Source organism: Kitasatospora sp. NPDC002227, assembly GCF_040296285.1.
In the GTDB taxonomy this organism is placed as follows: Bacteria; Actinomycetota; Actinomycetes; order Streptomycetales; family Streptomycetaceae; genus Kitasatospora.
Map to the genome: position 1 here is coordinate 1 of NZ_JBEOWY010000007.1, position 23,956 is coordinate 23,956.

Sequence of the window (23,956 nt, forward strand, 5' to 3'; positions counted from 1 at the left end):
ACGCCCGCGACAACCCCTCGTCCCACTGGTCCGGCACCACACCACGCACGTCGTACGCCTTCACCAACTGCTTCAGGTCCCGCACTGCCGCTCCATCAGGTGTAGGCCACTCAGACGTAGGCAGCGTACCCGGCTTGACGGGGTGGAGGGTGAACCTCAGTTGTCCGGCGAGCGGAGGACTCTCAGGTGCCCCCGGCGGCCGGCCTCGGTGGGGCCGGCCTGGTCCTGACGGGGCGTGGGGGGCTGCGGGCGGGCGGCCTCGCGGACGGCGTTGGCGAGGGCCTCCAGGTCGTCGCTGCTGCGGCGCAGCTGGCCGCTCTCCCCCGCCAGGCGGACGACCTCCCAGCCGCGCGGGGCGGTGAGGCGCTCGGCGTGCTCGGCGCACAGGTCGTAGCAGTGCGGTTCGGCGTAGGTCGCGAGCGGGCCCAGGACGGCGGTGGAGTCCGCGTAGACGTACGTCAGCGTCGCGACGGCCGGTCGGCCGCACGCGGTCCGCGAACAACGACGTACAGAGCTCACGAGGGTGGACGGTACAGCACGGACGACCGGGCCGCGAAGACCTGGTCCCCCGGAACGGGGTGTGTCGGCGGCGCGAGGGTGGTCGAGGTGGTCCACTTCCGGGCTCCCAAGGGCTAGGCTCGGTGGTGACATGGAGAGTTCCGCACACCGATCACCGGCCGAGCCGCCGCTGCGCCGTCGCCACCGCGACCGGCACGGCCGTGGCCTGCGCGGGCCGCTGGCGCCGCCTCAGGTGCCGATCTCGCTGACCCGGTCGGAGCTGTTCGACGACTACGTCCGCGAGTCGGTGGAACGGCTGGAGCGGCGTTGGCCGCAGCTGGCCGACGTGGAGTTCGCCGTCCAGGAGGTGCCCTCGCCCGAGGACGTCGAGGGCGATCCGGAGAGCGTGCCGCTCGGCCGGCTCATCCCGGCCTCCGGCGGGGCGAAGAGCCGGATCGTGGTGTACCGGCGCCCGGTGGAGATCCGCTTCAAGTCCCGGGACGACCGGGCCGCCCTGGTGCACGAGATCCTGATCGAGCAGGTGGCCGATCTTCTGGGGCTCTCGCCGGACGCGATCGACCCCCGCTTCGACGAGGACTGAGGCAGCACCACCGAGGGCGGTGCTGCCCCGTGGGCCGGCTATCGCACCAGTACCGCCGGGTCGGCTGCCGACTGCGGCACCTGGACGGTGCTGTGGTCGTCGCGCAGGGACTGGATGGTGAACATCGGGATGTCCTTGGTGGTCACCGCGAGCATCCGGGCCGCCAGCACCGGGCCGCCGGAGAGGGTCTCGACCGTGAGGCCGTAGGTGCCGTTGAGGCCGGCGGGCTCCAGGGTGGGGAGACTGACGGTGGCTCCGGCCGGGATGTCGAGGTCCTTGGTGGCTGGGGTGCCGCCGTTGTTGCCCGCCGAGGCGGTGATCCGGACCTTGGCGGCGGTGTCGGCCGCGGTCAGGTAGAGCGTGCCGGTGTTGTTGCCCCGGTTGTCGGAGACGCTGGCGCGCTTGCCGACCGGCGCGGCGCCGGAGATCCAGGCCTCGTCGGTCTTGCCGTTCTGCCCCCGGTCGATCCGCAGGCCGGCGACCACCGGCGTCTGGTGGGCCGGGTCGCTCGGGGTGAGCCGGAGCGCGCCGACCTCGCCCCGGGTGATCTTGTCCAGGTCCACCGCGTTGACCATGCCGGCCTTGACGTGGATGCTCTCGTGCCCGGCCGGGGTGAACCAGCCGTTCTTGCCCGAGATCTGGATCTTGAGGTCCGCGTCGTCGTCGGCGGGCGCGGCCACCACCAGGTGGGCGTTGGTCGTGTCGCCGGGGATCCCGGGCAGCACCGCCGTGGGTGCCGGGTCGGTGGAGGCGGGCAGCCAGTCGGCGCCCTTGCCGCCGTCCGAGGTGTGCAGCGCGGCACCGACCCGGCCGCTGCGGGCCACCACGTGCACGGCGAGGTCCTTGACCCCCTTGACCAGGGTGTTCAGGCGGACCGCCTGGGAGGCACCGGGGGCGATGGTCATGCCGTTGGCGGCGTCGACGTCGACCGGGCCCTTGTCGCCGAAGAACTTGAGGTCGACCACGGCGGGCGCGGCGTCGGCGTTGACCAGGCTGACGTAGTCGGTCCGGCTCCCGTCGGTGCTGGCTCCGGCGAACCAGAAGCTGGTGCCGGAGGGCGCGCAGGTGAGGCCGGACATCCCGGCGTTGGCCGGGTCGGTGACGACGGTGGTCTGGCCCACCGTGAAGCCCGGGGCGTACCCGCCGGTGGCGACGGCCACCGTGCCGGGCGCGGTGTCGTTGTTGGCGGCCGGGCCGGTGACCGGCACGCCGGGCTTGGCGAGGCTCAGCCGGGCGTCGCTGGGTGCGGCGGGTGCGGCGGGTGCGGCACTGCCCGACGGGGCCGGGGTGGCCGGAGCCGAGGCGGCCGGTGCCGGGGTGGCGGGGGCAGCGGCCGGGGGCGCCACGTCGCTCAGGTACGCCGTACCGCCGGCGGCCTTGGCGCCGGCCGGGCTGAACAGCGTCAGGGCGGTGGTGCCGGTGAGGTCCTGGAGCGGCTGCGGGCAGACCGCCGTGGTCCGCTCGACCTGCGCGGTGGTGGCCGCGCCGGCCGGCGCGGCCTTGGCCGGGGTGACCGGCGGGCGCAGCTCGGCGATGCCGAACACCGCCGCGAGCACCACGGCCGCCGCGAGCAGCGACTGGGTGGTGCGGGCGACCGAGCCGGCCCCCGACGCCTCGGTGCCGGGCTCGGCGGAGCCGCCGACGCGCGGCAGCTTGAGCTGCGGGGCCTTGAGCTTGGGCGCCTTGATGCTGGGCTTCTTCATGGGTCAGTGCCCCGTTCCGTGGTGGTGCGGGTGACCGCCGGTGCCGTACGGGTCCTCGCCGTCCTGCGTGGGGTCGTAGGGCTGCTGCGCGGGGTCGTAGGGCTGCTGCTGGCCGGGCACCCAGGGCTGCTGCTCCTGGGCCGGGTAGCCCTGCCCCGCGTACGGGTCGTAGTACTGGCCGGGCTGCGGCGCCTGCGCGTACGGGTCGGCGTACGGCTGCTGTTCCGGGTAGCCCTGCCCGGCGTACTGCTGCTGGGAGTACGGGTCCCCGTAGGGCTGCTCCTGGTAGGTCTGCCCGGCGTAGCCCTGCTGGGCGTACGGATCGCCGTAGGGGTCGCCGTACTGCTGCTGCTCGTACGGGACGGCCGCGGGCTGCGCGGCCGGGTAGTCGCCGTACTGCTGCTCCGGGTACGCCTCGGGGGCGGGTTCGGCGGCCTGGGGCGGCACGGCGGCGTACACCCCGGTCTCGGGCTCGGCGTTCTCGGCCTCGCCCTCGCCGCGCTCGGCCATCCGGCGGGCCCGGCGGCTGCCGGGCAGCGGGGCCTGGGCCTGCGCCTGGGCGGCGAGCGCCGCGGCCGCGGCCACGTCCTCCGGGAGGTCGTCGTCGTTGTGGTTGCGACGGCCGGGCAGCGCGAGCACCAGGACGGTGAGGCCGAGCAGCAGCTGCGCGGCGATCCAGCCGCTGTGCAGCATGCTGCCGCCGCGGGTGACCTCCAGGTGGCCGCCGCCGGCGGGCAGCTTGAAGCCCTGGGCCCAGCCGTCCACCGGGTCGGTGGCCTCCAGCGCGGTGCCGTCCAGGGTGGCCTGCCAGGAGCTGTCGGCGCTCTCGGCGAGGCGGAGCACCCGGCCCGCGGGGCCGGCCGGGATCGTCACGTCGATGTCGTGCACACCGGCGGGCACCGGGACGGGCGCGGTCTTGCCGCCGGTGATGACGGCCCGGGTGCCGGGGGCGCCGGTGACCTGCCAGAGGGCGGCGCCGTTCTCCTGGTTGAGCCTGGTCAGGCCCGGGGTGGTGTCGAGCACGTCGCGGACCTTGGCGGTCATCGGGTCCTTCACCTCGACGTACCCGACGCCGTAGCCGGCCAGGGCCTTGGCCTGCTCGCCGCCGGAGCCCGCGAGCAGGCTGCCGACCAGCTTGGTCAGCCCGTCCTGGGCCGCGTCGGAGGTGTCGACGGTGCCCTCGGCCTGGCCGAGGGTCAGGCCGGCGCCGCGCACCAGCGCGAAGCGGACGTCGGTGGCGGAGGCGTCGCCGGCGAGCACCAGGGTGCGCGGGCGGCTGAAGGTGGCGGCCTCCTCCGCGACGAACGCGGGGACCTGCACGGCGCTCGCGCGGGCCAGCGGCCCGGCGGCGCCGGTGACGGCCCACCAGACGGCGGTGCCGAAGGGGGCCAGCACGGCGCCGGCCACCACCAGGGCGGCCACCGGCTGGCGCCAGCCGAAGGCGATCCCGGCGACACGGGCGTTGGCGCCGTCGGCGCCGATCGCGGCGGCGGCCAGCAGGGCGACACCCGCGAGCAGGGTCGCGGGGCCGGACCACGCGGCCACGGCCGGCCCGCCTGAGGCCGGGGTGACGCTGGTGCCCGCGACGGCGACGGCGAAGACCAGGCCGGCCCCGGCGGCGCCCCAGGCGGCCAGCACGGCGCGGCGGCGGTCGGCGCGCAGCAGGGCGGCCAGGGCCGAGAGCACCACGCCGGCGGAGAGCCAGACCGGCGGCACGCCGGAGCCGCCGGGGTTGACCAGCACCAGCCCGAGCGGGCTGGCCGGGTCACCGGTCAGGCCGGGCAGCCCGGCCTCCAGGAGCAGCCGGGACGGGTGCGACAGCACGCCGAGCGACCAGGGGGCGAGCACCAGGACGGGCACGCCGAGGATCACCAGGACGCGCAGGCCGAGCAGGCGCAGCGCCTCGGGGCCGGAGCCGAAGGCACCGCCGCGCAGCACGGCGTGCGCCAGTGCGGCGAGCGAGAGCGGGACGGCGATGGCCCAGGTCAGCGGCACGAAGGCGGTGGATACGGTGAGCATCAGCACCGTCATCCAGGCGGAGCGCCAGCCGGGGCGGCCGCCGCGGGCGGCGGTCTCGGCACGGATGCCGAGGCCGGCGGTGATCGCGGCGGCGCGGGCCAGCGGCGGGAGCAGCACGGCCAGCACCAGGGTGCCGATCCGGCCCTGGGCCAGCGCACCGGCGGTGGCGGGCAGCAGGGCGTACGCGGCGCTGGCCCAGGCGCGGACCAGCTTGGACTCGATCAGCGGCCGGGAGACCAGGTAGGCGCTGACGGCCGCGAGCGGCACGGCGAGCACCACGATCAGGGTGACGGCGAGGTCGGCGTTGCCGAACAGCACGCTGGAGAGCACGGCGAGCACGGCCAGGTAGGGCGGGCTGCTCGCGGTGGTGCTGGTGCCGACGGGGTGCCAGCTGCCCGCGTACGCCGTCCACAGGCCGGAGGCGCCGTCGGAGGCGGGCAGCAGCGCGCCGCCGAGCAGGCTGCCGCTGCCGAGCAGGTCGCGGCAGGCGAGCAGCGCGAAGATCAGCAGGGCGGTGAACAGGAGCGGTGCGGGGCGCCGGGCGAGCTTCTTGAGCAGGGCGAACTGCTCGACGACCAGGTCGTCGGCGTCCTCGTCGCCGGGCCCGGACTCGGTGGAGCCGTGCCGGCCGGAGTCGTCGCCTCCGCCGCCGATGCCCAGGGAGCTGATGGCCTGTTCGACGGCGAGCCGGGCGGTGGCGCCGGGGGCGGGGAAGAGCGTGCGGTCGTCGAGCGCGTCGCCGCTGCGGGTGCGGGCCCGGCGTTTGCGGGCGAGCAGCAGGCGGGGCAGCCGGACGAGTTCGTGGCCGAGGCCGGCCAGCTCGTCGAAGGCCCGGCGCGGGTCCTTGCCGACCAGGTCGGCGATGACCCGGACCAGGGTGCCGAGCACCAGGCGGAGCAGGACGTAGGGGAAGAGCGCGCCCTTGGAGTTGGCGAGCAGGGTGTAGACGGCACCGGCCTTGTCGACCCGGTGCGGGTGCGCGGTGCCGCAGTCGATGGCGCGGCGCTCGCGGCTGGCGGCCTCGGCGTGCCGGAGCACGGCGTCGGGGGCGACCACCACGCGGTGGCCGGCGGCGTTGACCCGCCAGCAGAAGTCGGTGTCGTCGCGCATCAGCGGGAGGGCCTGGTCGAAACCGCCGAGCTCCTCGAAGACGTCCCGGCGCACCAGCATGCCCGCAGTGGAGACGGCGAGCACCGGGCGGACCTGGTCGTGCTGGCCCTGGTCCTGCTCGCGGCGGTCCAGGCCGGTCCATCGGCGGCCGGAGCGGGCGATGGTGACGCCGACCTCGAGGAGCTGGCGCCGGTCGTACCAGCTGCGCAGCTTGGGGCCGATCACGGCGGCGGTCGGGGTGCTGTCGGCGACCTGCAGCAGGCGGCGCAGCGCGTCGGTCTGCGGCTCGCAGTCGTCGTGCAGCAGCCAGAGCCACTCGACCGGCCTGGTCTCGCGCGGGCCGCTGCGGCCGAGGTCGTCCTCGGCGCCGAGCGGGTCGCCGAAGTCGTCCCAGCCGCCGGTGACGGGGTCGTAGCCGGAGGGGTCGAGGCTGTAGGGCAGGTCCTCGGGGCGCAGCGGGGGCGCGCTGTGCACGGCCTGGCCGACGGCGTTGCCGAAGCCGGAGCGGCGGCCGAGCACCAGCGGGCCGCTCTCGGGCAGCCAGTCGCCGAGGGTGTCCTGGAGCAGCTGGGGCGAGTTGTCGGTGGAGCCGGTGTCGACGGCGAGGATGCGCTGCACCTGGCGGTCCTGGCCGAGCAGGCCGGCCAGGGCCTGCGGGAGCCAGCGGGCGCCGTCGTGCGAGACGATCACGGCCGTGACGAGATGGCGCGGGTAGGCGGGAGGCCTGACGGCGGCGAAGCCGCTCTGGTGGCTGTGGACAGTCATCGAGTGCGCAGGCCCCAGTGTTCGGTGGATGCAGCTTCCGGCGGCCTCGATACCCCGAGGGCATCCGGCTGGCGCACCACACTAACGGCTCCGGGCGTCCGTGGTGCCCCCGGGCCGGTGCGGGCATGCGAAAGCGCCCCACCGTTCCGTCGGTGAGGCGCTGAAATGCACGGGCACGAGCCCTGGGTGCTGCCGGGGCCTCGGTGGCCTCAGACGGCGCTCTTCTTGAGCCGGCGGCGCTCGCGCTCGGAGAGGCCGCCCCAGATGCCGAAGCGCTCGTCGTTGGCGAGGGCGTACTCGAGGCACTCGGAGCGGACCTCGCAGGCGAGGCAGACCTTCTTGGCCTCGCGGGTGGAGCCGCCCTTCTCGGGGAAGAAGGACTCCGGGTCGGTCTGGGCGCAGAGCGCCCGCTCCTGCCAGCCGAGCTCTTCCTCTTCCTCCTCGATGCCCTCACCGATCAACAGCTCAAAGAGCTCGCTCATTTGGCGCGCCTCCTCTGCCCCTTGTGGCGTCCCCGTGGTGTTGCCGTTGCCTGGAGCGGCGGAACGACACGAGTGAAATTACATGTGCGTCACTCTGGCCCAGTCAAGCCGAGCTCTGGTATTGGGCCAAGGATTCACTCCCCGGCACCAAGGCGCTACGATAAGTGTACATATCCGGACATTCGGCGCGTTCCGCGCCTTTGGTCCGAATCGGACGCAATCGCCCTCAACCACCCACCGGCTGACTAGCAGTCAACACGGGCCGCCGCCGACCTGACCACCCCCCGATCGGGGGGACGCGGATGGGCGGTGGCCCGGTTGCCGGGTCCTTCGGCTGCCTTCCCGGCGATCTTCGCATCGAAACCTAGAGGGTGATTTATCACCCCATCCGGTACTTCGGGAGTGATCTGTACCGAATGTCCCCTTCGGCAGTTGACATCGCGCCCCCTGTTGCGGTCTGCTATGGCTCATGTCAGAGTTCGCCACCCTTCGAAGCCGCCAGGTCGTGCTTCGTCGTGCCGCGAGCTCGCTCTGTTGTCGCCTCTGTTCCTGTATCTAGGCGCCCGCGTCCCACCGCGCGCCGCCCAGGTTCGAACCCGAGGCCGACACCGCGCGACAGTCCCCCTTCGAAACTCCGCGGTCTTGGCTGAGCCCTCCTTCCAGCCGACCGAGGACACCTCACATGCGACTGCCCCGCCTCCGCAAGCGCAACCGGGACCGCAGCAGGAACGCCCGTACCGCCCCCGTCCAGCCGTGGACCGACGGCCTGAGCGACATCAGCATCGCCGGTGACCCGCTGGCCTTCCCGCACCTGGCCCGCACCGACCTGCCGGAGCACCCGACCACCGTCGCCGGGTACGCCCGGCTGGTGCGCGAGATCGCGGCCGACACCGAGCGCTGGGCCCCGCTGGTGCGCTACGACGCCCTCACCCGCTGGTACGCCCGGCTGGAGACCGGCCCCGGCTACGAGGTCTGGCTGCTCAGCTGGCTGCCCGGCCAGAGCAGTGGCTTCCACGACCACGGCACGGCCAACGGCGTCATGACGGTGGTTCAGGGCGAGCTGGTCGAGCGCTCGCTCACCGAGGCCGGCGAGGGCGTGCGCACCCTGCGGCCCGGCGCCCGCCGGGTCTTCTCCTCCGGCTACCTGCACGAGGTGGTCAACGGCACTCTCGAGCCGGCCGTCTCGATCCACCTCTACTCCCCCGGCCTGGTGGAGATGAACCAGTACGGCACCCCGGCCGTGGCCGAGCGCGCCGTCGAGACCTCGGGCGAGCACCAGCACTGACCGTCCCTGGCCGTCCGCCACCGGCCCGCCTGGCAGGATGGGCGCCATGCGCATCGTGGCACTGGCAGGCGGGATCGGTGGGGCGCGGTTCCTGCGCGGCCTCAAGGACGTGGTCACGCCGGACGACGAGATCACCGTCATCGGCAACACCGGGGACGACATCCACCTCTACGGGCTCAAGGTCTGCCCCGACCTCGACACCCTGATGTACACCCTCGGCGGTGGCATCCACGAGGAACAGGGCTGGGGCCGGGCCGAGGAGACCTGGTCGATCAAGGCCGAGATGAAGGCGTACGGGGTCGGCCCCGAGTGGTTCGGCCTCGGCGACAAGGACTTCGCCACCCACATCGTCCGCACCCAGATGCTCGCCGCGGGCTACCCGCTGAGCGCCGTCACCGAGGCGCTCTGCGACCGCTGGCAGCCCGGGGTGCGGCTGCTGCCGATGACCGACGACCGGGTCGAGACGCATGTCCGGATCACCGACGAGGGCGGCCCGCGGGTCGTGCACTTCCAGGAGTACTGGGTCAGGCTGCACGCCGCCGTGGCCGCCGAGGCGGTCATCGCCGTCGGCGCCGACACCGCCGAGCCCGCCCCCGGCGTGCTCGAGGCGATCGCGGCGGCCGACGTGATCCTGCTGCCGCCGTCCAACCCCGTGGTCAGCATCGGCACCGTGCTCGCGGTGCCCGGCGTGCGGGCCGCCGTGGCCGCCGCCGCTGCCCCGGTGGTCGGCCTCTCCCCGATCATCGGCGGCGCGCCGGTGCGCGGCATGGCCGACAAGGTGCTGGCCGTCGTCGGCGTCGAGGCCACCGCCGAGGCCGTCGCCCTGCACTACGGCCCCGACCTCCTCGACGGCTGGCTGGTGGACACCGCCGACGCGGCGGCCGTCGAGCCGGTCACCGCCGCCGGAATCACCTGCCGGGCCGTACCACTGCTGATGAGCGACCCCGAGGCCACCGCCGCGATGGCGCGGGCCGCGCTGGAGCTGGCCGGGCAGGTGCGCGGGTGAACCAGCTCGCCGTGCTCCCCGTGGCCGGGCTGCCGGAGGTCGCGGCCGGGGACGACCTGGCCGAGCTGATCGCGAAGTGCGGCGGCTTCGAGGACGGCGACGTCGTGGTGGTCACCTCGAAGATCGTCAGCAAGGCCGAGGGGCGGCTGGTGCGGGCCGACGACCGCGAGGCGGCGATCGACGCGGAGACCGTCCGGGTGGTGGCCCGCCGCGGCGGCGTCCGGATCGTGGAGAACCGCAACGGCCTGGTGATGGCCGCCGCCGGGGTCGACGCCTCCAACACCCCGGCCGGCACCGTGCTGCTGCTGCCCGAGGACCCGGACCGCTCGGCCCGCACGCTGCGCGCCGCACTGCAGCGGCTGACCGGCCGCCGGCTGGCCGTGCTGGTCACCGACACCTTCGGCCGCCCCTGGCGCAACGGCCTCACCGATGTCGCGATCGGCGCGGCCGGGCTGCGAGTCCTGGAGGACCACCGGGGGCGGCGGGACAGCCACGGCAACGAGCTGGCCATGACCGTCACCGCGACCGCCGACGAACTGGCCGCCGCCGCCGACCTGGTGAAGGGCAAGGCGACGGGCACCCCGGTCGCCGTGGTCCGCGGCCTGGCGGACGCCGTCACCGAGGAGGACGGGCCGGGCGCGGCCGCCCTGGTCCGGCCGGCCGCCGAGGACCTCTTCCGGCTCGGCACCTCTGAGGCCGTCCGGGAGGCCGTGACCCTGCGGCGGACGGTGCGCTCGTTCACCGACGAGCCGGTCGACCCGGGCGCCGTCCGCCGCGCCGTCGCGGCCGCCGTCACCGCGCCCGCGCCGCACCACACCACACCCTGGCGGTTCGTGCTGGTCGAGTCGGCCGCGGTACGGACCGAGCTGCTCGACGCGATGCTCGCCGCCTGGCGGCGCGATCTGGCCGGTCTGGACGGCTGGAGCGAGGAGAAGATCGCCCGCCGCACCGCCCGCGGCGAGGTGCTGCGCGGGGCGCCGTACCTGGTGGTGCCCTGCCTCGTCATGGACGGCTCGCACAGCTACCCCGACGCGCGGCGGGCCGCCGCCGAGCGGGAGATGTTCGTGGTGGCGGCCGGGGCGGGGGTGCAGAACCTGCTGGTCGCGCTGGCCGGGGAGGGCTACGGCTCGGCCTGGGTCTCCTCGACCATGTTCTGCCGTGACACCGTGCGCGAGGTGCTCGACCTGCCGCCCGGCTGGGACCCGATGGGCGCGGTCGCCGTCGGCCGGCCCGCCGCCCCCGCACCCGCGCGGGCCCCGCGCGGCATCGAGGGGTTCGTCGAAGTCAGATGACCGAGGAAGGCGCGGTACGGGTCTGGCGGCCGGACTTCCCGCTGGACGTGACGCGGACCCTGCTGCCGCTGCGGCGGGGGCCCGCCGATCCGTCGTACCGCAGCGCCGGGGACGGCTCCCTCTGGCGGGCCTGCCGGACGCCGGGCGGGATCGGGACCTTGCAGGTCCGGGCCCACGGCGGCGAGGTGACGGCCACCGCCTGGGGGCCCGGGGCCGAGTGGCTGCTCGGAAGAGTGCCCGCGATGCTCGGCGCCGAGGACGATCCGGGCGCACTCGTGGTGCCGCCCGGCCCCCTGCGGGAGGCCCAACGCACCTACGCGGGCGTGCGGTTGGGGCGCACCGGCCTGGTGCTCGAATCGCTGGTGCCCGCGATCCTCGAACAGAAGGTCACCACGGCCGAGGCCTACCGCTCGTACCGGGAGCTGCTGCTGCGGTTCGGCACCCCGGCGCCGGGGCCGGCCGCGGCGGCGGGCCTTCGGGTCGCGCCCTCGGCGCGGGAGTGGGCGCTGCTGCCGAGCTGGGAGTGGCACCGGGCCGGGGTGGATCCGAAGCGGGCGGCGACGGTGGTCCGCGCCGTGCGGCTCGCCGCGCGGCTGGAGGAGGCTTCGGGGTTCGGGCACGAGGCGGCGTTCGCGCGGCTGACGGCCGTGCCGGGGGTCGGGGTATGGACGGCGGCGGAGACGCTGCAGCGGAGCAACGGGGACGCCGACGCGGTGTCGGTCGGGGACTTCCACCTGCCGAACCTGGTCGGCTGGGCGCTGGCCGGGCGGGTGCGCAGCGACGACGCCCAGATGCTCGAGCTCCTGGAGCCGTACCGGGGGCAGCGGTACCGGCTCTGCCTGCTGCTGCGGCTGGCGGGGGCCCGCGCTCCTCGCTTCGGGCCCCGGCTCGCGCCGAACGATCACCGCGGACGGTAGACCCCGGACGGGGCTACCGCATCGAGGGCAGGGCCGCGTAGAGAGCGTCGCCCGGGCACTCGGTGTTGAAGGCGTCGCGGTGGCCGGAGATGGCGTCGAAGGTCGCCTGGGTGCCCTTCTTGTAGCGGCTGCCGTCGGAGGCGGAGGTGAGGGTGGCCGTCTCGGCGGGGGTGTGGCCGGCGAGGGAGAGCTTCCAGGCGGCGGTGCGGGCGATGGCGTCGGTCTGGGCCTGGGGGGCGGGGGTGGAGACGTAGGTGCCGAGGGCGGCGATGCCGGCGGAGTCGGTGTTGAAGCCGAGGGTGTGGGCGCCGAGGACGGGCTTGTCGATGCCTCCGGCGCGGCCCTCGTAGACGGTGCCGCAGCGGTCGACCAGGAAGTTGTAGCCGATGTCCCGCCAGCCGTTGGTCTTGACGTGGTACTGGTAGATCGCCCGGATCAGTGACGGTGCGTCCGAGCAGGAGTAGTCGTTGCCGGTGTCGGTGTGGTGCACGAAGACCACCCGGACCGGCCCGGTGTACCCGGGCTCCGGCTCGCGCAGCGATTCGTCCGCGCCCCACTGGGCCCGCGAGACGATCCCGTCCCCGCCCGCCGCCCGCCGGGCCGGTCCCCGCCCCGGGTCGACCAGTTCGGCCCGCAGGCCGGCGGTCCGGGCCCCGCCCGTCACCCGGACCGCCACCCCGTCGCTCGCCCCGACCCAGAGCGGGGCGGTGCTCCCCCGGCTGCCCGCCGCGTCCGGCCGGTCCTCGGAGTCGGCGGTCAGTGCCCGCCAGTCGCTCCACCGGCCGGTGGTGAGCGAGCGGGTGCGGACCTCGACCGTGCCCGGGGCCCGGGAGGGGTCGTCCCAGCTGACGCCGAGCAGGGAGAAGGGCTCGGTGCTACGGGCCGTCAGTCCGTCAACACCGGCCAGCGGCACGGTCCGTACACCCGGCGCGGCGGGCGGCGCTCCGGCGGTGGCGGGCGGGGCGGCGAGGGCGGCGAGCACCGCGCAGACGGCGAGGGCGGCACCGGGGACGGCAAGCTGGGAGAAGCGCATAATCGTGATGATGCGGGCAAACCGGACCTGACGCCACGCCGGTTACCGCCACCTGCCTCCCCTCCCGGCGCGACCGTCGGAGGTCGTAGGCTGGGGTGCACCATGACTGCGCCTTTCGCTGCCGACGCCCGCACCCCCGCCGAGCTGCTGCACGCATACCTGCGCGCGGGGGCCTCCGACGCGGACCCCTCCCGTCCCCTCGTGACCTTCTACGACGACGCGACCGGCGAGAGAGTCGAGCTCTCCGCCAAGACTTTCGACAACTGGGTCGCCAAGACCGCCAACCTGCTCCAGGACGAACTCAACGCCGGGCCGGAGGACCGCGCCGCACTGCTGCTGCCCGCCCACTGGCAGAGCGCCGTCTGGCTGCTGGCCTGCTGGTCGGTGGGCGTCACGGCGGTGCCCGCCGGCGACCCGGCCACCACCGATCTGGTGGTCAGCGGGCCGGACGGCCTCGAGACCGCCCAGAGCTGCCCCGGCGAGCGGGTCGCGCTCGCGCTGCGCCCGCTCGGCGGCCGCTTCCCGCAGCGGCCCGAGGGCTTCCTCGACTACGCCGCCGAGGTGCCCGGCCAGGGCGACCGCTTCGCGCCGTACTCCCCCGTCGACCCGGCGGCGCCCGCCCTGGAGACCCAGGTGGACGGCCTGCCACTGAAGTTGACGGGCCAGCAGACGGTGGACCTCGCCCGCGAGGGCGCCCAGCGGCTCGGGCTCACCACCGGCAGCCGGGTGCTCAGCACGCTCGGGTACGAGACCTGGCCGGGCCTGGAGGCCGGGCTGCTCGCGCCGCTGGCGGCCGGGGCCTCGGTGGTGCTCTGCCGAAACTCCGAGGGGCTGACCGAGGACCAGTGGGAGAAGCGGATCGAGTCGGAGCGGGTCACCCTGCGCCTGGGCTGACCACGACCGGGGGTGCCCGTCAGCTCTCCGCCGCCCGACTCCCCGAAACGGGTCCGGCTCCGGCGGGGCGGCGGGCACCCCTTCCGCTTTGCCCGTTTTGGCACCCTTCTGCCCCGTGGGCCCGATCACACCGTGTACGACCGGTCCCGATCGCTCGTCTAGGGTGTCCGGATGAACAGCCGACAGGTCCTCAAGTGGACCTCCGGCGTCGCCGCCCTGCTACTCGCCGTCGGGTGCGGCGGCGCGTACTACGCGTACCAGCGCTTCGACCGGAACATCTCCGCCGTCGAGGTGGAGCTCGGTGATCCCGTCGAGCGCCCGCCGGCCACCACCGAGGCACTGAACCTGCTGATGATCGGCACCGACAGCCGCGAGGGCCTCGGCCGCGCGTACGGTGACGAGGGCAGCACCGGGCACGCCGACACCACGCTGCTGTTCCACGTCGCCAAGGACCGCAGCAACGCGACCGTGGTGAGCATCCCGCGCGACCTGATGGTGCCCATCCCCGAGTGCCGCAGCGGCGGGCGGACCGCCCCGGCCGAGAGCCGGGCGATGTTCAACACCAGCCTCGGCCAGGCCGGCCGCGACCCCGGCTGCACCTGGAAGACGGTCGAGAAGCTCACCGGGGTGCGGGTCGACCACTTCCTGATGGTCAACTTCCAGGCCGTGAAGACGCTCTCCACCGCGCTCGGCGGGGTGGAGGTCTGCGCCGGCAAGGACATCGACGACCCGGGCTCGCACCTGGTGATGCGCAAGGGCAGGCACGTGGTGCAGGGCGAGCAGGCGCTCGCCTTCGTACGCACCCGGCACTCGGTCGGGTACGGCGGCGACCTCACCCGCATCCCGCTGCAGCAGCAGTTCGTCAGCTCGATGATCCGCAAGGCCAGGAGCACCGGCACCCTGACCGACCCGGGCCGGCTCTGGAGCCTCGCCGACGCCGCCACCAAGGCGCTCACCGTGGACAGCGCGATCGGCAGCGTCGGCAAGCTCAGGGACCTGGCGCTGGACCTCGGCCGGGTCAGCCCCGGGAGCATCACCTTCACCACCGTGCCGGTGCTCGACGACCCGCGGAACCAGGAGCACCTGGTGCTCCGTCAGCCGGACGCCGCCCGGCTCTTCGCACTGCTCGCCACCGACCGCTCGCTGACCGCTCCCCCGGCCACCGCGGCCCCGACCGCGACCGCGACCCCGACGGCGACCGAGACCGCGACCCCGACCGGCAGTGGGTCCGGGGCCCCGGCCAGGAGGGGAGCACCGCCCGACGCACCGGTTGCAACACCGACGGACTTGCAACGCGTCCAAGCAGACGACGGCGACGTCTGCGCCAGGTGAGCCCGGTCGGCCGACCGGTCGCCATGTCCCAGCCATGTCACCGTCAAACCCTTGCCCCCAAATAGTTCTGATTATGTAACAAATTCTGGAGCTCGCCGTGACGTCCGGTAGGTTCCGGTAAGCGGCCGACGGGGGCCCGATCACGAGAGGCGGCGGAACCGCGATGTCCAACAGCGTCGATTCGATATCCGACGACCAGTCCGCGACCGGCTCCCAGCCGCTTCCGGGCGGTCGGGCGGCGGCACGCAGCGCGAAGCGCGGCGGTCGGCGGAAGAAGAAGACGGGGTGGAAGCGCTGGCTGAAACCCGTCGGCATCGGGGTGGCGCTCACCATGGTCGCCGGCTGCGGCGCCGCGTACTTCTACTACCAGCACCTCAACGACAACATCCAGGCCGGGACGAACAACCTGAGCGACGCGCACGGTGTGAAGACCAAGCCGAACGCCGCCGGGCAGACCCCCCTGAACATCCTGCTAATCGGCACCGACAGCCGCTCCAACCCGGCCGACGTCGAGCTCGGCGGCGCAGCCGGTGACGCGAACCGGCCCGGCCTGGCCGACGTGCAGATGCTGCTGCACATATCCGCCGACCGCAGCAACGCGTCGATGATCAGCATCCCGCGCGACACCATGGTGTCGATGCCGGCCTGTCACAACGAGGACAACACCCAGCAGTTCCCCGCCCAGAAGCGGATCCAGATCAACGAGGCGCTGGCCCGGGGCGGCCCCGGCTGCGTGGTCGGCACCTGGATCTCGCTCACCGGCCTGGAGATCGACCACTACATGATGGTCGACTTCTCCGGCGTGGTGACCATGGCGGACGCCGTCGGCGGGGTGCCCGTCTGCGTCGACCGCAACATGTACGACCGGCAGGTCCCGCACATCGGCGGCACCGGTCTCAAGCTGCCCCAGGGCATCACCTACGTCAAGGGCGAGCAGGCCCTGCAGTGGCTGCGCGTCCGCGACGCCTGGGGCTCGGACCTCGGCCGCACCCAGGCCAACCACATGTACCTGAGCGCCCTGATGCGCGAGCTCAAGAAGAGCGGCTCGCTCAGCGACCCGGGCAAGCTGATGGGCCTGGCCGAGGCCGCCACCAAGTCGATCTCGGTGGACAAGCCCCTCAAGGACATCAAGAAGCTGTACGACCTGGGCAACGACATCAAGGCCGTGCCCGCCGAGCGGACCACCACGCTGACCGTGCCGGTGCTGACGGACCCGAAGGACAAGGAACGGCTGGTCCTCGACCAGGCGCCCACCGCCGACATCTGGAAGCGGGTGATCGCCGACCAGCCGCTGGACGGCGTGGCCAAGTCCTCCGCCGGGGCCTCCCCCTCACCGACCGCCGGCACCACGGCCGCCGCCGCACCGATCCGCGAGCTGGCCAAGGACGCCATCGCCGTCACCGTGCAGAACGGCACCACGACCGCCGGCCGGGCCGGGGACGTCAAGGCGGCCCTGGTCTCCGCGGGGTTCGCCAAGGCCGCCACCGGCCCGAACGCCGGCAGCCACACCAGCACCGTGCTCACCTACGGCAGCGGCCAGCTCACCGACGCCCAGGCCGTGGCCGCCGCGCTCGGGCTGCCGGGCAGCGCGCTCAAGCAGGGCAGTGCCAAGGGGATCACCCTGGTGATCGGCGCCGACTGGCCGAGCGGCAGCACCTTCCCCGCCGGAGCCGCCGGCGGCAGCGGCAGCTCCGCCGCCCCCACCGCGGCCCCGACCGGCGCCCCCAAGTCGGCGGGCGACCTCGACACGGCGGGCAACGAGAGGAGCTGCATGCACGTCGTCTCCCAGGGCGGCATCTACACCTGGTGACGCGGACGGCCCCGGCCGCACAGCCGGGGCCGGACACACCGTCCCGGGGCCAGGTCGTCAGGCCTGGCTGAGCAGGCCGTCCGTCTCGAGGTACTCCTCGCCGGTGCGCGGGCAGCGCCAGCGGCCCTCGCCCAGCGGCTCCAGGGGCTCACCGGCCCGGCCGACCCACTTGAGGCGGCGGGCCGGGACTCCGGCGACCAGGGCGAAGTCGGGGACGTCGCGGTGCACCACCGCACCGGCCGCGACCAGGGCCCAGCGGCCGACGGTCACCCCCGCGACCAGGACGGCCCGGCCGCCGATCGAGCAGCCCTCGCGCAGGGTCACGCCCTTGGCGTGCCAGTCGTCCCCGCGCTTGAGCTTGCCGTCCACGTCCACCGAGCGCGGGTAGAGGTCGTTGGTCAGCACGGCGGCCGGGCCGACGAACACTCCGTCCTCGAGCACCGCCGGCTCGTACACCAGCGCGTGGTTCTGCAGCTTCACCCGGTCGCCGATCCGCACCCCGGGCCCGACGTACGCGCCCCGGCCGATGATGCACTCGGCCCCGATCTCGGCCCCCTCCCGTACCTGGGCCAGGTGCCAGACCGTACTGTCCGGCCCGATCACCGCCCGCTCGTCGACGTCCGCCGTCGCTTCGATCCGCACCCGCGTACGGGCCGCCCCACCCATGTTCTGCATGGCGCCGAAGATAACGGCGAAGGCCGACTCCCCGTGGGGGAATCGGCCTTTCCGGGGTGGGCCTACTTGGCCTCGGCGGCGGCCGGGGCCTGGTGGCCCGGGGTGGCGGCGATGACCTTGCGGGCCAGCGAGCGCGGGGAGGTGAGGAAGCCGAAGCCCCAGCTCAGGTGCATGGTGGCGAGGGCCACCGGGAGCTGCGGCCAGGCCTTGGCGGACAGGCCGCGGCCCTCCACCACCGAGCCGCCGACGATGCCGAGCAGGTAGCCGGCGGGCAGCACGAAGAACGCGGGGTGCACGGCCGCGCCCAGCACCAGGCCGCCGACCACGCCCAGCAGCGCCGCCGGGGGCGCGAGGTAGCGCAGGTTGACCGAGCCGCGGTGGTAGCGGGTGACGACCCGGCGCCAGCGGCCGTAGTCCTTGTACTGCTTGGCCAGGGCCCGCACGCTCGGCCGGGGCCGGTAGGTGACGCGCAGCTGCGGGGTGAACCAGATCAGGCCGCCGTCCTGGCGGATCCGGTAGTTCAGCTCCCAGTCCTGGGCCCGGATGAACTCCTCGTTGTACCCGCCCTGCTTCTCCAGCACCTCGCGGCGGAAGACGCCCAGGTAGACGGTGTCGGCCGGGCCGGCCAGGCCGCCGGTGTGGAAGGCGGCGTTGCCGACCCCGATCTTGGAGGTCATGGCGGCCGCGACGGCCTTCTCCCACTCGGTCTCGCCCTCGGCGTGCATGATGCCGCCGACGTTGGCCGCCTCCATCTCGCCGAGGAGGCGGACGGCCGTGGTGATGTAGCCGGGGGTGAGCAGGCCGTGGCCGTCCACCCGGACGATTATCGGGTGGCGGGAGCCGCGGATGGCGGCGTTCAGCCCGGCGGGGGTACGGCCGGTCGGGTTGGGCACCGTCCGGACCCGGGGGTCCTCGGCGGCCAGCTCGGCGGCGATCTCGTCGGTGCGGTCCTTGGACGGGCCGAGCGCGATCACCACCTCCATCTCGCCGGCGTAGTCCTGTTCGAGGATGTGCCGGACGGCGGCGCGCAGGTGGCGTTCTTCGTCGAGCACCGGCATGATCACGGAGACCGCCGGCAGCTCCTCAGCAGCCTGGGTGTTCATGGTGTTCATCGGGGCCAACGGTACCGGCGGTCGGCGCGCCTTGTCAGGTCCGGGGTGGAGGCTCGGCGCCGGTTCCGGGGACGTTCGGTGCAGGGCGTCAAGCACGGCCGGGCGGCGGAACGTTTCGGCTGGTCGGTTCGCGTGTCCCGGCGCGTCCCGGCGGCCCGGCCGGGCGCCGCGCCTACCATCCGAAAGATGCCTCCCTCACGCGTGCGCCCGCCCGCCCGTCCCCGCCGCCGGTGGGGCCGATGGCTGGCCGGCGCGGTCTCGGTAGCGGTGCTGGCCACCTCCTGCGGTGGCTGGGTGGTGCTGAACGGGGTGGACACCTCGATCGGCCGGGTGGACGCCTTCGGCGGGGGCGGCGACCGGCCGGCCGACGACGGCGCGACCACCTTCCTGGTGGTGGGCACCGACGAGCGCGAGGGAATCCCCGAGGACGTCCTGAAGAACGTGCTGCACGCGGGCGGCGAGCCCTGCCACTGCACCGACACGATGATGCTGGTGCAGCTCTCGAAGGACGGCGGCCGGGCCAGCGTGGTGAGCATCCCGCGCGACTCGTACGTGACCATCCCCGCGCACCGGGACCAGGCCACCGGGCGGCAGGTGCCGAGCGGGCAGGGCAAGATCAACGCGGCCTACGGGATGGGCGGCGCCCCGCTCACCGTCCGGACGGTCGAGCAGAACACCGGCCTGCGGATCGACCACTACCTGCAGGTCAACTTCCTCAGCTTCGTCTCCACCGTGGACGCGCTGGGCGGGGTCGCGGTCTGCACCGCCAAACCGCTCAAGGACGACTACTCGGGGCTCGACCTGCCGGCCGGGACGACCCGGCTGGACGGGGCCGGTGCGCTCAAGTACGTCCGCGCCCGGCACGTGGACGGCAGCTCCGACCTGGGGCGGATGCACCGGCAGCAGAGGTTCCTGGCCCAGCTGCTGCACCAGGCGACCGCCGGTGGCACCCTGCTCGACCCGGCGAAGCTCGGGCGGGTGGTGAGCAGCGTGCTGAGCTCGGTCAAGGCGGACCAGGAGCTGACCTCGGCGGACCTGCTGGCCCTGGCCACCCGGCTCAAGGACTTCTCCGCGGCGAACGCGGACTTCACCACCGTGCCGCTCTCCGACGTGGACCACCAGGTGCCGGGGTGGGGCTCGACGGTGCTGTGGGACGAGCCGGGGGCCAAGGCGCTGTTCGGCGCGCTGCGCTCCGGGCGTCCGCTGACCGAGCGCGCATCGGCCGCGCCTTCGCCGGTGGTGACTCCCGCGCCGACGGCTGGCGCGGTGCCGCCGGGGCAGATCCGGGTGCAGGTGCTGAACGGCGCCGGGGTGGTCGGGCTCGGGGCGCGGGTGGACGGGGACTTGCGGCGGGTCGGCTTCGCGACCTCCGGGGTGCCGGCCAACACCGGGAACGTGGCGCGGACGGTGATCCGCTACGACCCGCGCTGGGACGAGTCGGTCAAGACGCTGGCCGCGGCGCTGCCCGCGGCCCAGCTGACCCCCGTCCCGGGCCTCGGGCCGACCATGCAGGTGGTCGCGGGAAGCGACTACCTCGGCGTGACGGCGGTCAAGCCCTCGACGGCTCCGACACCTCCCCCGGCTCGCTCGCCCAAGCCGAGCCCGACGCAGGCCCCGACGCAGGCTCCGGCTCCGGTGGTCTCGGCCGACAGCGGGGACGCGATCAGCTGCCCGTAGCGTCGGACCGGCCCTGGCCGGGAACGCGGCCGGCCACCGCCCGGGGTGGGCGGTGGCCGGCCGTGCGGCGGTGGGTCAGTCCGTGGCGATGGCCGCCAGGACGTTCATCCTGCCTGCCCGGAAGGCCGGGAGGAGAGCGGCGAACAGACCGACCAGGGCGGAGGCGACCAGGATCGAGACGATCGTGGTGGTCGGCACGCTCAGGGTGTCGAGGCCCTTGGTGGAGAGGACCCGCTGGGCGGTGATGCCCCAGGCCAGGCCCAGGCCGGTGCCTAGCACCGCGCCGAAGACCGCGATCACCACGGACTCCAGGCGGATCATCCGGCGCAGCTGGCGGCGGGACAGCCCGATCGCCCGCAGCAGGCCGATCTCCCGGGTGCGCTCGACCACCGAGAGGGCCAGCGTGTTGACCACGCCGAGCACCGCGACGACGATCGCCAGGCCCAGCAGGCCGTAGATCATGTAGAGCAGGGTGTTGAGCTGGCTCTGGACGATCTCCTTGTACCCCGCCTGGTCCTTGACCATGAGCTGCGGGTACTCCGCGAGCGACTTCTGCAGGGCGTCGAGCACCTGGGCCTTGTCGCTGCCGGCGGCGGCGGTGCCGAACAGGGCGGCGTCGCCCGGCATCCGGTCGGCCGGGAGGGCCTTGGCGACGGTGGAGATGCCGGTGAAGAAGTTGCCGTCGAAGAGCGAGTTGCCCTTCTGCACGATCAGGCCGACCGGGAGGCTCTGGGTGTGCCCGTGGCCGTAGTCGACCGCGAGCCTGTCGCCGAGGGCGATGTGGTGCTGGGCGGCGAAGTCCTCGTCCACCGAGATGCCGCCGGTGCTGATCGTGTCGGCGCTGCCGGACTTCACCGGGAGCTTGAAGTCGCTGGTGAAGCTCGGCGAGACCACGGTCAGGCCCCGCTCGGTGGTGGTGCCGTCCGGGCTGGTGACGGCGGCCGGGACGGCCTTCTGCTCGGTGAGGTGGGCCAGGCCCGAGGTGGCCTGGGCCGCCTTGACCATGGCCGGGGTGAGCGGACTGCCGTTGCCCGTGGAGACGATGTAGTCGGCGCCGACGGACTTGTCGATCTGGGCGTTGGTCGAGCTGACCGTCGAGGAGGTGAAGATGGAGGCTCCGGTGACCAGGGCCAGGCCGATCATCAGGGCCGCCGCGGTGGCGCCCGTCCGGCGCGGGTTGCGCATGGCGTTGCGCTGGGCCAGCCGGCCGGACGGACCGAACAGCGCGGGCAGGAGGGCGCCGAGCACCCGGATCACCGCGGTGGCCAGCAGCGGGCCGAGCACCACGAAGCCGATCAGGGTGAGCAGCACGCCGCCGGCCAGCAGCATCCCGCCCTGGGCCGCGTCGGTCACGGTGGCGGCACCGGCCAGCATGGCGGCGCCGCCCGCCGTGAGCACCAGGCCGACGGCGGCCCGGATCCGGTTGGCCTTGGCCTCGGCCGGGGTGCCGTGGTCCCGCAGGGCCGCGATCGGGGAGATCTTCCCGGCCCGGCGGGCCGGGAACCAGGCGGCGATCAGGGTCACGATGATGCCGACCGCGTACCCGGCGGCCGGGACGGTCCAGTCGATCTCGAGCGTGGCGGCCGTCAGGTCCATCCCGGCGGCCTTCATCAGCAGGATGAGCAGCTTGGCGAGCCCGAGCCCGGCCCCGATGCCGAGGGTGGAGCCGACCACGCCGAGCAGCAGGGACTCGATCATCACCGACTGGTTGACCTGGCTGCGGCTGCCGCCGATCGCCCGGAGCAGGCCGATCTCCCGGGTGCGCTGGGCGACCAGCATCGAGAAGGTGTTGACGATCAGGAACCCGCCGACCAGCGCGCTGACCGCGGCGAAGCCCAGCATGGCCCACTTCATGAAGCCCAGGAAGCCGCCGACGCCCTTGTTGTTCTCGTCCTTCTGCTCCTGCGCGGTCTTGACCTGGTAGGCGCTGCCGAGGCTGCTCAGGGCATCGGCCTTGAGCTGCTCGTCGCTGCGGCTGCCGTCGCCGAAGACCTCGACCGAGGTGAAGGCGGTGGCACCGATCAAGTCCTTCTGGGCCGTCTCGGTGTCCACGAAGGCGAGGGCGGCACCGGGGTTGGTGGTCCGGAAGGTGGCGATGCCGGAAATCGTGAAGTCGTAGTTGCCGCTGTCGGTGATGACCCGCAGCTTGCTGCCGAGCTGGAGCTTGGCCTTCTTGGCGGTGTCCGCGTCCAGCACGATCTGGTCGCTGCCCTTGGGGGCGGCGCCGGAGGTGATGTCCAGGGACTTGCGCGGGGTCTCGACCCAGTTCCCGGTGATGGTGGGGGCGCCGGTGGTCGGGCCGACGGCCTTGTTGGTGGTCGGGTCGACCAGGGTGGCGCTGTGGGTGAACACCTCGCCGACCGCCGTCTTCACCCCCGGGAGGGCCGCCACCTTCTGCGCGGTGGCCACCGGGAGCACGACGGGCTTGCCGCCCCGCGGGCCGTCCTTGAGGACCTTGTCCTCGGCGGGCTGGACGGAGATGTCGGAGGCGGTGGTGGCGAAGAGCTTGTCGAAGGTGCCGGTGGCGGTGTTGGAGAAGACCAGGGTGCCCGAGACGAAGGCGACGGACAGCACGATGGCCAGCAGGGAGAGCACCATCCGCCCCTTGTGGGCGAAGAAGCTCCGTAGGGATGTCTTGAGCAGCATGACCGGCCCCCGCTCAGCTCGTGCGCTTGCCGTCGAAACGGCGCATGCGCTCGAGGACGGAGTCGGCCGTCGGGGCGTGCATCTCGTCGACGATCCGGCCGTCCGCGAGGAAGAGCACGCGGTCCGCGTAGGAGGCGGCGACCGGGTCGTGGGTGACCATGACGATGGTCTGGCCGAGCTCGTCGACCGAGCGGCGTAGGAAGGTCAGCACCTCGGCGCCGGAGCGGGAGTCGAGGTTACCGGTGGGCTCGTCGCCGAAGATGATCTCGGGGCGGGCGGCCAGGGCACGGGCCACCGCGACGCGCTGCTGCTGGCCGCCGGAGAGCTGGGTCGGGCGGTGCCTCAGGCGGTCGGCCAGGCCGACGGTGGCCACCACCTGGTCGAGCCAGGCCTGGTCCGGCTTGCGGCCGGCGATGTCCATCGGGAGCGTGATGTTCTCCAGCGCGTTGAGCGTGGGCAGCAGGTTGAACGCCTGGAAGATGAAGCCGATCTTGTCCCGGCGGAGCCGGGTGAGCTGCTTGTCCTTGAGGCCGGTGATCTCGGTGCCGCCGACCCAGATCTGGCCCGCCGAGACCGTGTCGAGCCCGGCGAGGCAGTGCATCAACGTCGACTTGCCGGACCCGGAGGGGCCCATGATCGCGGTGAAGCGGCCACGCTCGATGTCCACGTCCACGGAGTCCAGTGCGGTCACCCGCGTCTCCCCCGCGCCGTAGGCCTTGGTCACGCTCCGCGCGGAGGCGGCCGGGGCGCTCCGGCCACCGGGGTGCGAACTGGGCACGGCCGTAGTTGCCGTCGTCACTGGAGTCTCCTAAGTACTGTGGTCCACCCGTCGGGCTCCAGACTGACCGAGCGCACCCGTCCCCCGACATGGTGCTGGCTGCCGTCTTCCACTGGAGCTGGCCCCACCGTGCTGCCCCCCTTGCGGTGTCGCCGCCAGGCCGGTGCGGTGGGATAAGAACCACGTTAGGAGCTGGCCCGGGCCGCTTCGTCATCCGCCGGGAGGAAGCCGGGCTGCGGTGGATGTACGGGATCGGGGGCCGTCCCCCTAGGGGTTTCCTTCCCGTGCGTCAGGGTCGCCGGGACAGCTTCGCCGGGGCGT

At 73.8% G+C, this 23,956-nt stretch carries 18 protein-coding genes; 9 read left to right on the forward strand and 9 right to left on the reverse strand.

What is annotated here, in order from left to right:
• Positions 1 to 156: 156 nt before the first annotated feature.
• The gene (locus ABT095_RS08310; RefSeq protein WP_350528518.1) at positions 157 to 519 is read right to left on the reverse strand and encodes a DUF3499 domain-containing protein; all 363 of its coding nucleotides are present in this window, start codon (positions 517 to 519) and stop codon (positions 157 to 159) included.
• A 130-nt stretch (positions 520 to 649) separates the two neighbouring features.
• On the opposite strand from ABT095_RS08310, the gene ABT095_RS08315 reads away from it, so the two are divergent.
• Complete coding sequence (locus ABT095_RS08315) at positions 650 to 1,099, forward strand: metallopeptidase family protein (protein ID WP_350528519.1); 450 nt, start codon at positions 650 to 652, stop codon at positions 1,097 to 1,099.
• Positions 1,100 to 1,137: 38 nt separating this feature from the next.
• On the opposite strand, the gene ABT095_RS08320 is transcribed toward ABT095_RS08315, so the two are convergent.
• The 3 genes from ABT095_RS08320 to ABT095_RS08330 form a co-directional block, all read right to left on the reverse strand.
• Positions 1,138 to 2,802, reverse strand: coding sequence for a DUF5719 family protein (locus tag ABT095_RS08320; protein WP_350528520.1), 1,665 nt, complete (start codon positions 2,800 to 2,802; stop codon positions 1,138 to 1,140).
• Between the two features lie 3 nt (positions 2,803 to 2,805).
• On the reverse strand, positions 2,806 to 6,696 hold the full coding sequence (locus tag ABT095_RS08325; RefSeq protein WP_350528521.1) for a glycosyltransferase: 3,891 nt from the start codon (positions 6,694 to 6,696) through the stop codon (positions 2,806 to 2,808).
• 209 nt (positions 6,697 to 6,905) lie between these two features.
• Complete coding sequence (locus tag ABT095_RS08330) at positions 6,906 to 7,178, reverse strand: WhiB family transcriptional regulator (RefSeq protein WP_104816397.1); 273 nt, start codon at positions 7,176 to 7,178, stop codon at positions 6,906 to 6,908.
• Between the two features lie 682 nt (positions 7,179 to 7,860).
• Here ABT095_RS08330 and ABT095_RS08335 point away from each other — a divergent pair.
• Genes ABT095_RS08335 through ABT095_RS08350 form a run of 4 tightly spaced genes read left to right on the forward strand, consistent with a single transcriptional unit; the run spans position 7,861 to position 11,678 of the window.
• Positions 7,861 to 8,463: a cysteine dioxygenase gene (locus ABT095_RS08335; RefSeq protein ID WP_350528522.1), complete on the forward strand. Its 603-nt coding sequence runs from the start codon at positions 7,861 to 7,863 to the stop codon at positions 8,461 to 8,463.
• 46 nt (positions 8,464 to 8,509) lie between these two features.
• Complete coding sequence (cofD, locus tag ABT095_RS08340) at positions 8,510 to 9,469, forward strand: 2-phospho-L-lactate transferase (RefSeq protein ID WP_350528523.1); 960 nt, start codon at positions 8,510 to 8,512, stop codon at positions 9,467 to 9,469.
• Positions 9,466 to 10,761, forward strand: a complete 1,296-nt coding sequence (locus tag ABT095_RS08345; protein WP_350528524.1) for a coenzyme F420-0:L-glutamate ligase — start codon at positions 9,466 to 9,468, stop codon at positions 10,759 to 10,761. Before cofD ends, ABT095_RS08345 begins: the two co-directional genes overlap by 4 nt.
• Complete coding sequence (locus tag ABT095_RS08350) at positions 10,758 to 11,678, forward strand: DNA-3-methyladenine glycosylase family protein (protein ID WP_350528525.1); 921 nt, start codon at positions 10,758 to 10,760, stop codon at positions 11,676 to 11,678. The genes ABT095_RS08345 and ABT095_RS08350 overlap by 4 nt, the downstream gene beginning before the upstream one ends.
• Before the next feature lie 13 nt (positions 11,679 to 11,691).
• Here ABT095_RS08350 and ABT095_RS08355 read toward each other — a convergent pair whose 3' ends face one another.
• Positions 11,692 to 12,711, reverse strand: coding sequence for a peptidoglycan recognition protein family protein (locus ABT095_RS08355; RefSeq protein WP_350528526.1), 1,020 nt, complete (start codon positions 12,709 to 12,711; stop codon positions 11,692 to 11,694).
• A gap of 102 nt (positions 12,712 to 12,813) precedes the next feature.
• Here ABT095_RS08355 and ABT095_RS08360 point away from each other — a divergent pair, with 102 nt between their 5' ends.
• The 3 genes from ABT095_RS08360 to ABT095_RS08370 all read left to right on the forward strand — a co-directional run bounded on the left by ABT095_RS08360 (position 12,814) and on the right by ABT095_RS08370 (position 16,747).
• The gene (locus tag ABT095_RS08360) at positions 12,814 to 13,605 is read left to right on the forward strand and encodes a TIGR03089 family protein (protein WP_350528527.1); all 792 of its coding nucleotides are present in this window, start codon (positions 12,814 to 12,816) and stop codon (positions 13,603 to 13,605) included.
• A 171-nt stretch (positions 13,606 to 13,776) separates the two neighbouring features.
• On the forward strand, positions 13,777 to 14,937 hold the full coding sequence (locus tag ABT095_RS08365) for an LCP family protein (RefSeq protein ID WP_350528528.1): 1,161 nt from the start codon (positions 13,777 to 13,779) through the stop codon (positions 14,935 to 14,937).
• 163 nt (positions 14,938 to 15,100) lie between these two features.
• The gene (locus tag ABT095_RS08370) at positions 15,101 to 16,747 is read left to right on the forward strand and encodes an LCP family protein (protein WP_350528529.1); all 1,647 of its coding nucleotides are present in this window, start codon (positions 15,101 to 15,103) and stop codon (positions 16,745 to 16,747) included.
• Positions 16,748 to 16,804: 57 nt separating this feature from the next.
• On the opposite strand, the gene ABT095_RS08375 is transcribed toward ABT095_RS08370, so the two are convergent.
• Both ABT095_RS08375 and ABT095_RS08380 read right to left on the reverse strand, forming a co-directional pair.
• Entirely contained in the window at positions 16,805 to 17,422 is a 618-nt protein-coding gene (locus ABT095_RS08375; protein WP_350528530.1) for an acyltransferase, read from the reverse strand.
• Between the two features lie 62 nt (positions 17,423 to 17,484).
• The gene (locus tag ABT095_RS08380; RefSeq protein WP_350528705.1) at positions 17,485 to 18,525 is read right to left on the reverse strand and encodes a glycosyltransferase family 2 protein; all 1,041 of its coding nucleotides are present in this window, start codon (positions 18,523 to 18,525) and stop codon (positions 17,485 to 17,487) included.
• A 195-nt stretch (positions 18,526 to 18,720) separates the two neighbouring features.
• Between ABT095_RS08380 and ABT095_RS08385 the strand changes: the two genes are divergently transcribed.
• On the forward strand, positions 18,721 to 20,211 hold the full coding sequence (locus ABT095_RS08385; protein WP_350528531.1) for an LCP family protein: 1,491 nt from the start codon (positions 18,721 to 18,723) through the stop codon (positions 20,209 to 20,211).
• 75 nt (positions 20,212 to 20,286) lie between these two features.
• On the opposite strand, the gene ABT095_RS08390 is transcribed toward ABT095_RS08385, so the two are convergent.
• Both ABT095_RS08390 and ABT095_RS08395 read right to left on the reverse strand, forming a co-directional pair.
• Positions 20,287 to 22,857, reverse strand: coding sequence for an ABC transporter permease (locus tag ABT095_RS08390; RefSeq protein WP_350528532.1), 2,571 nt, complete (start codon positions 22,855 to 22,857; stop codon positions 20,287 to 20,289).
• Between the two features lie 13 nt (positions 22,858 to 22,870).
• The gene (locus ABT095_RS08395; protein WP_350528533.1) at positions 22,871 to 23,656 is read right to left on the reverse strand and encodes an ABC transporter ATP-binding protein; all 786 of its coding nucleotides are present in this window, start codon (positions 23,654 to 23,656) and stop codon (positions 22,871 to 22,873) included.
• Positions 23,657 to 23,956: the final 300 nt, after the last annotated feature.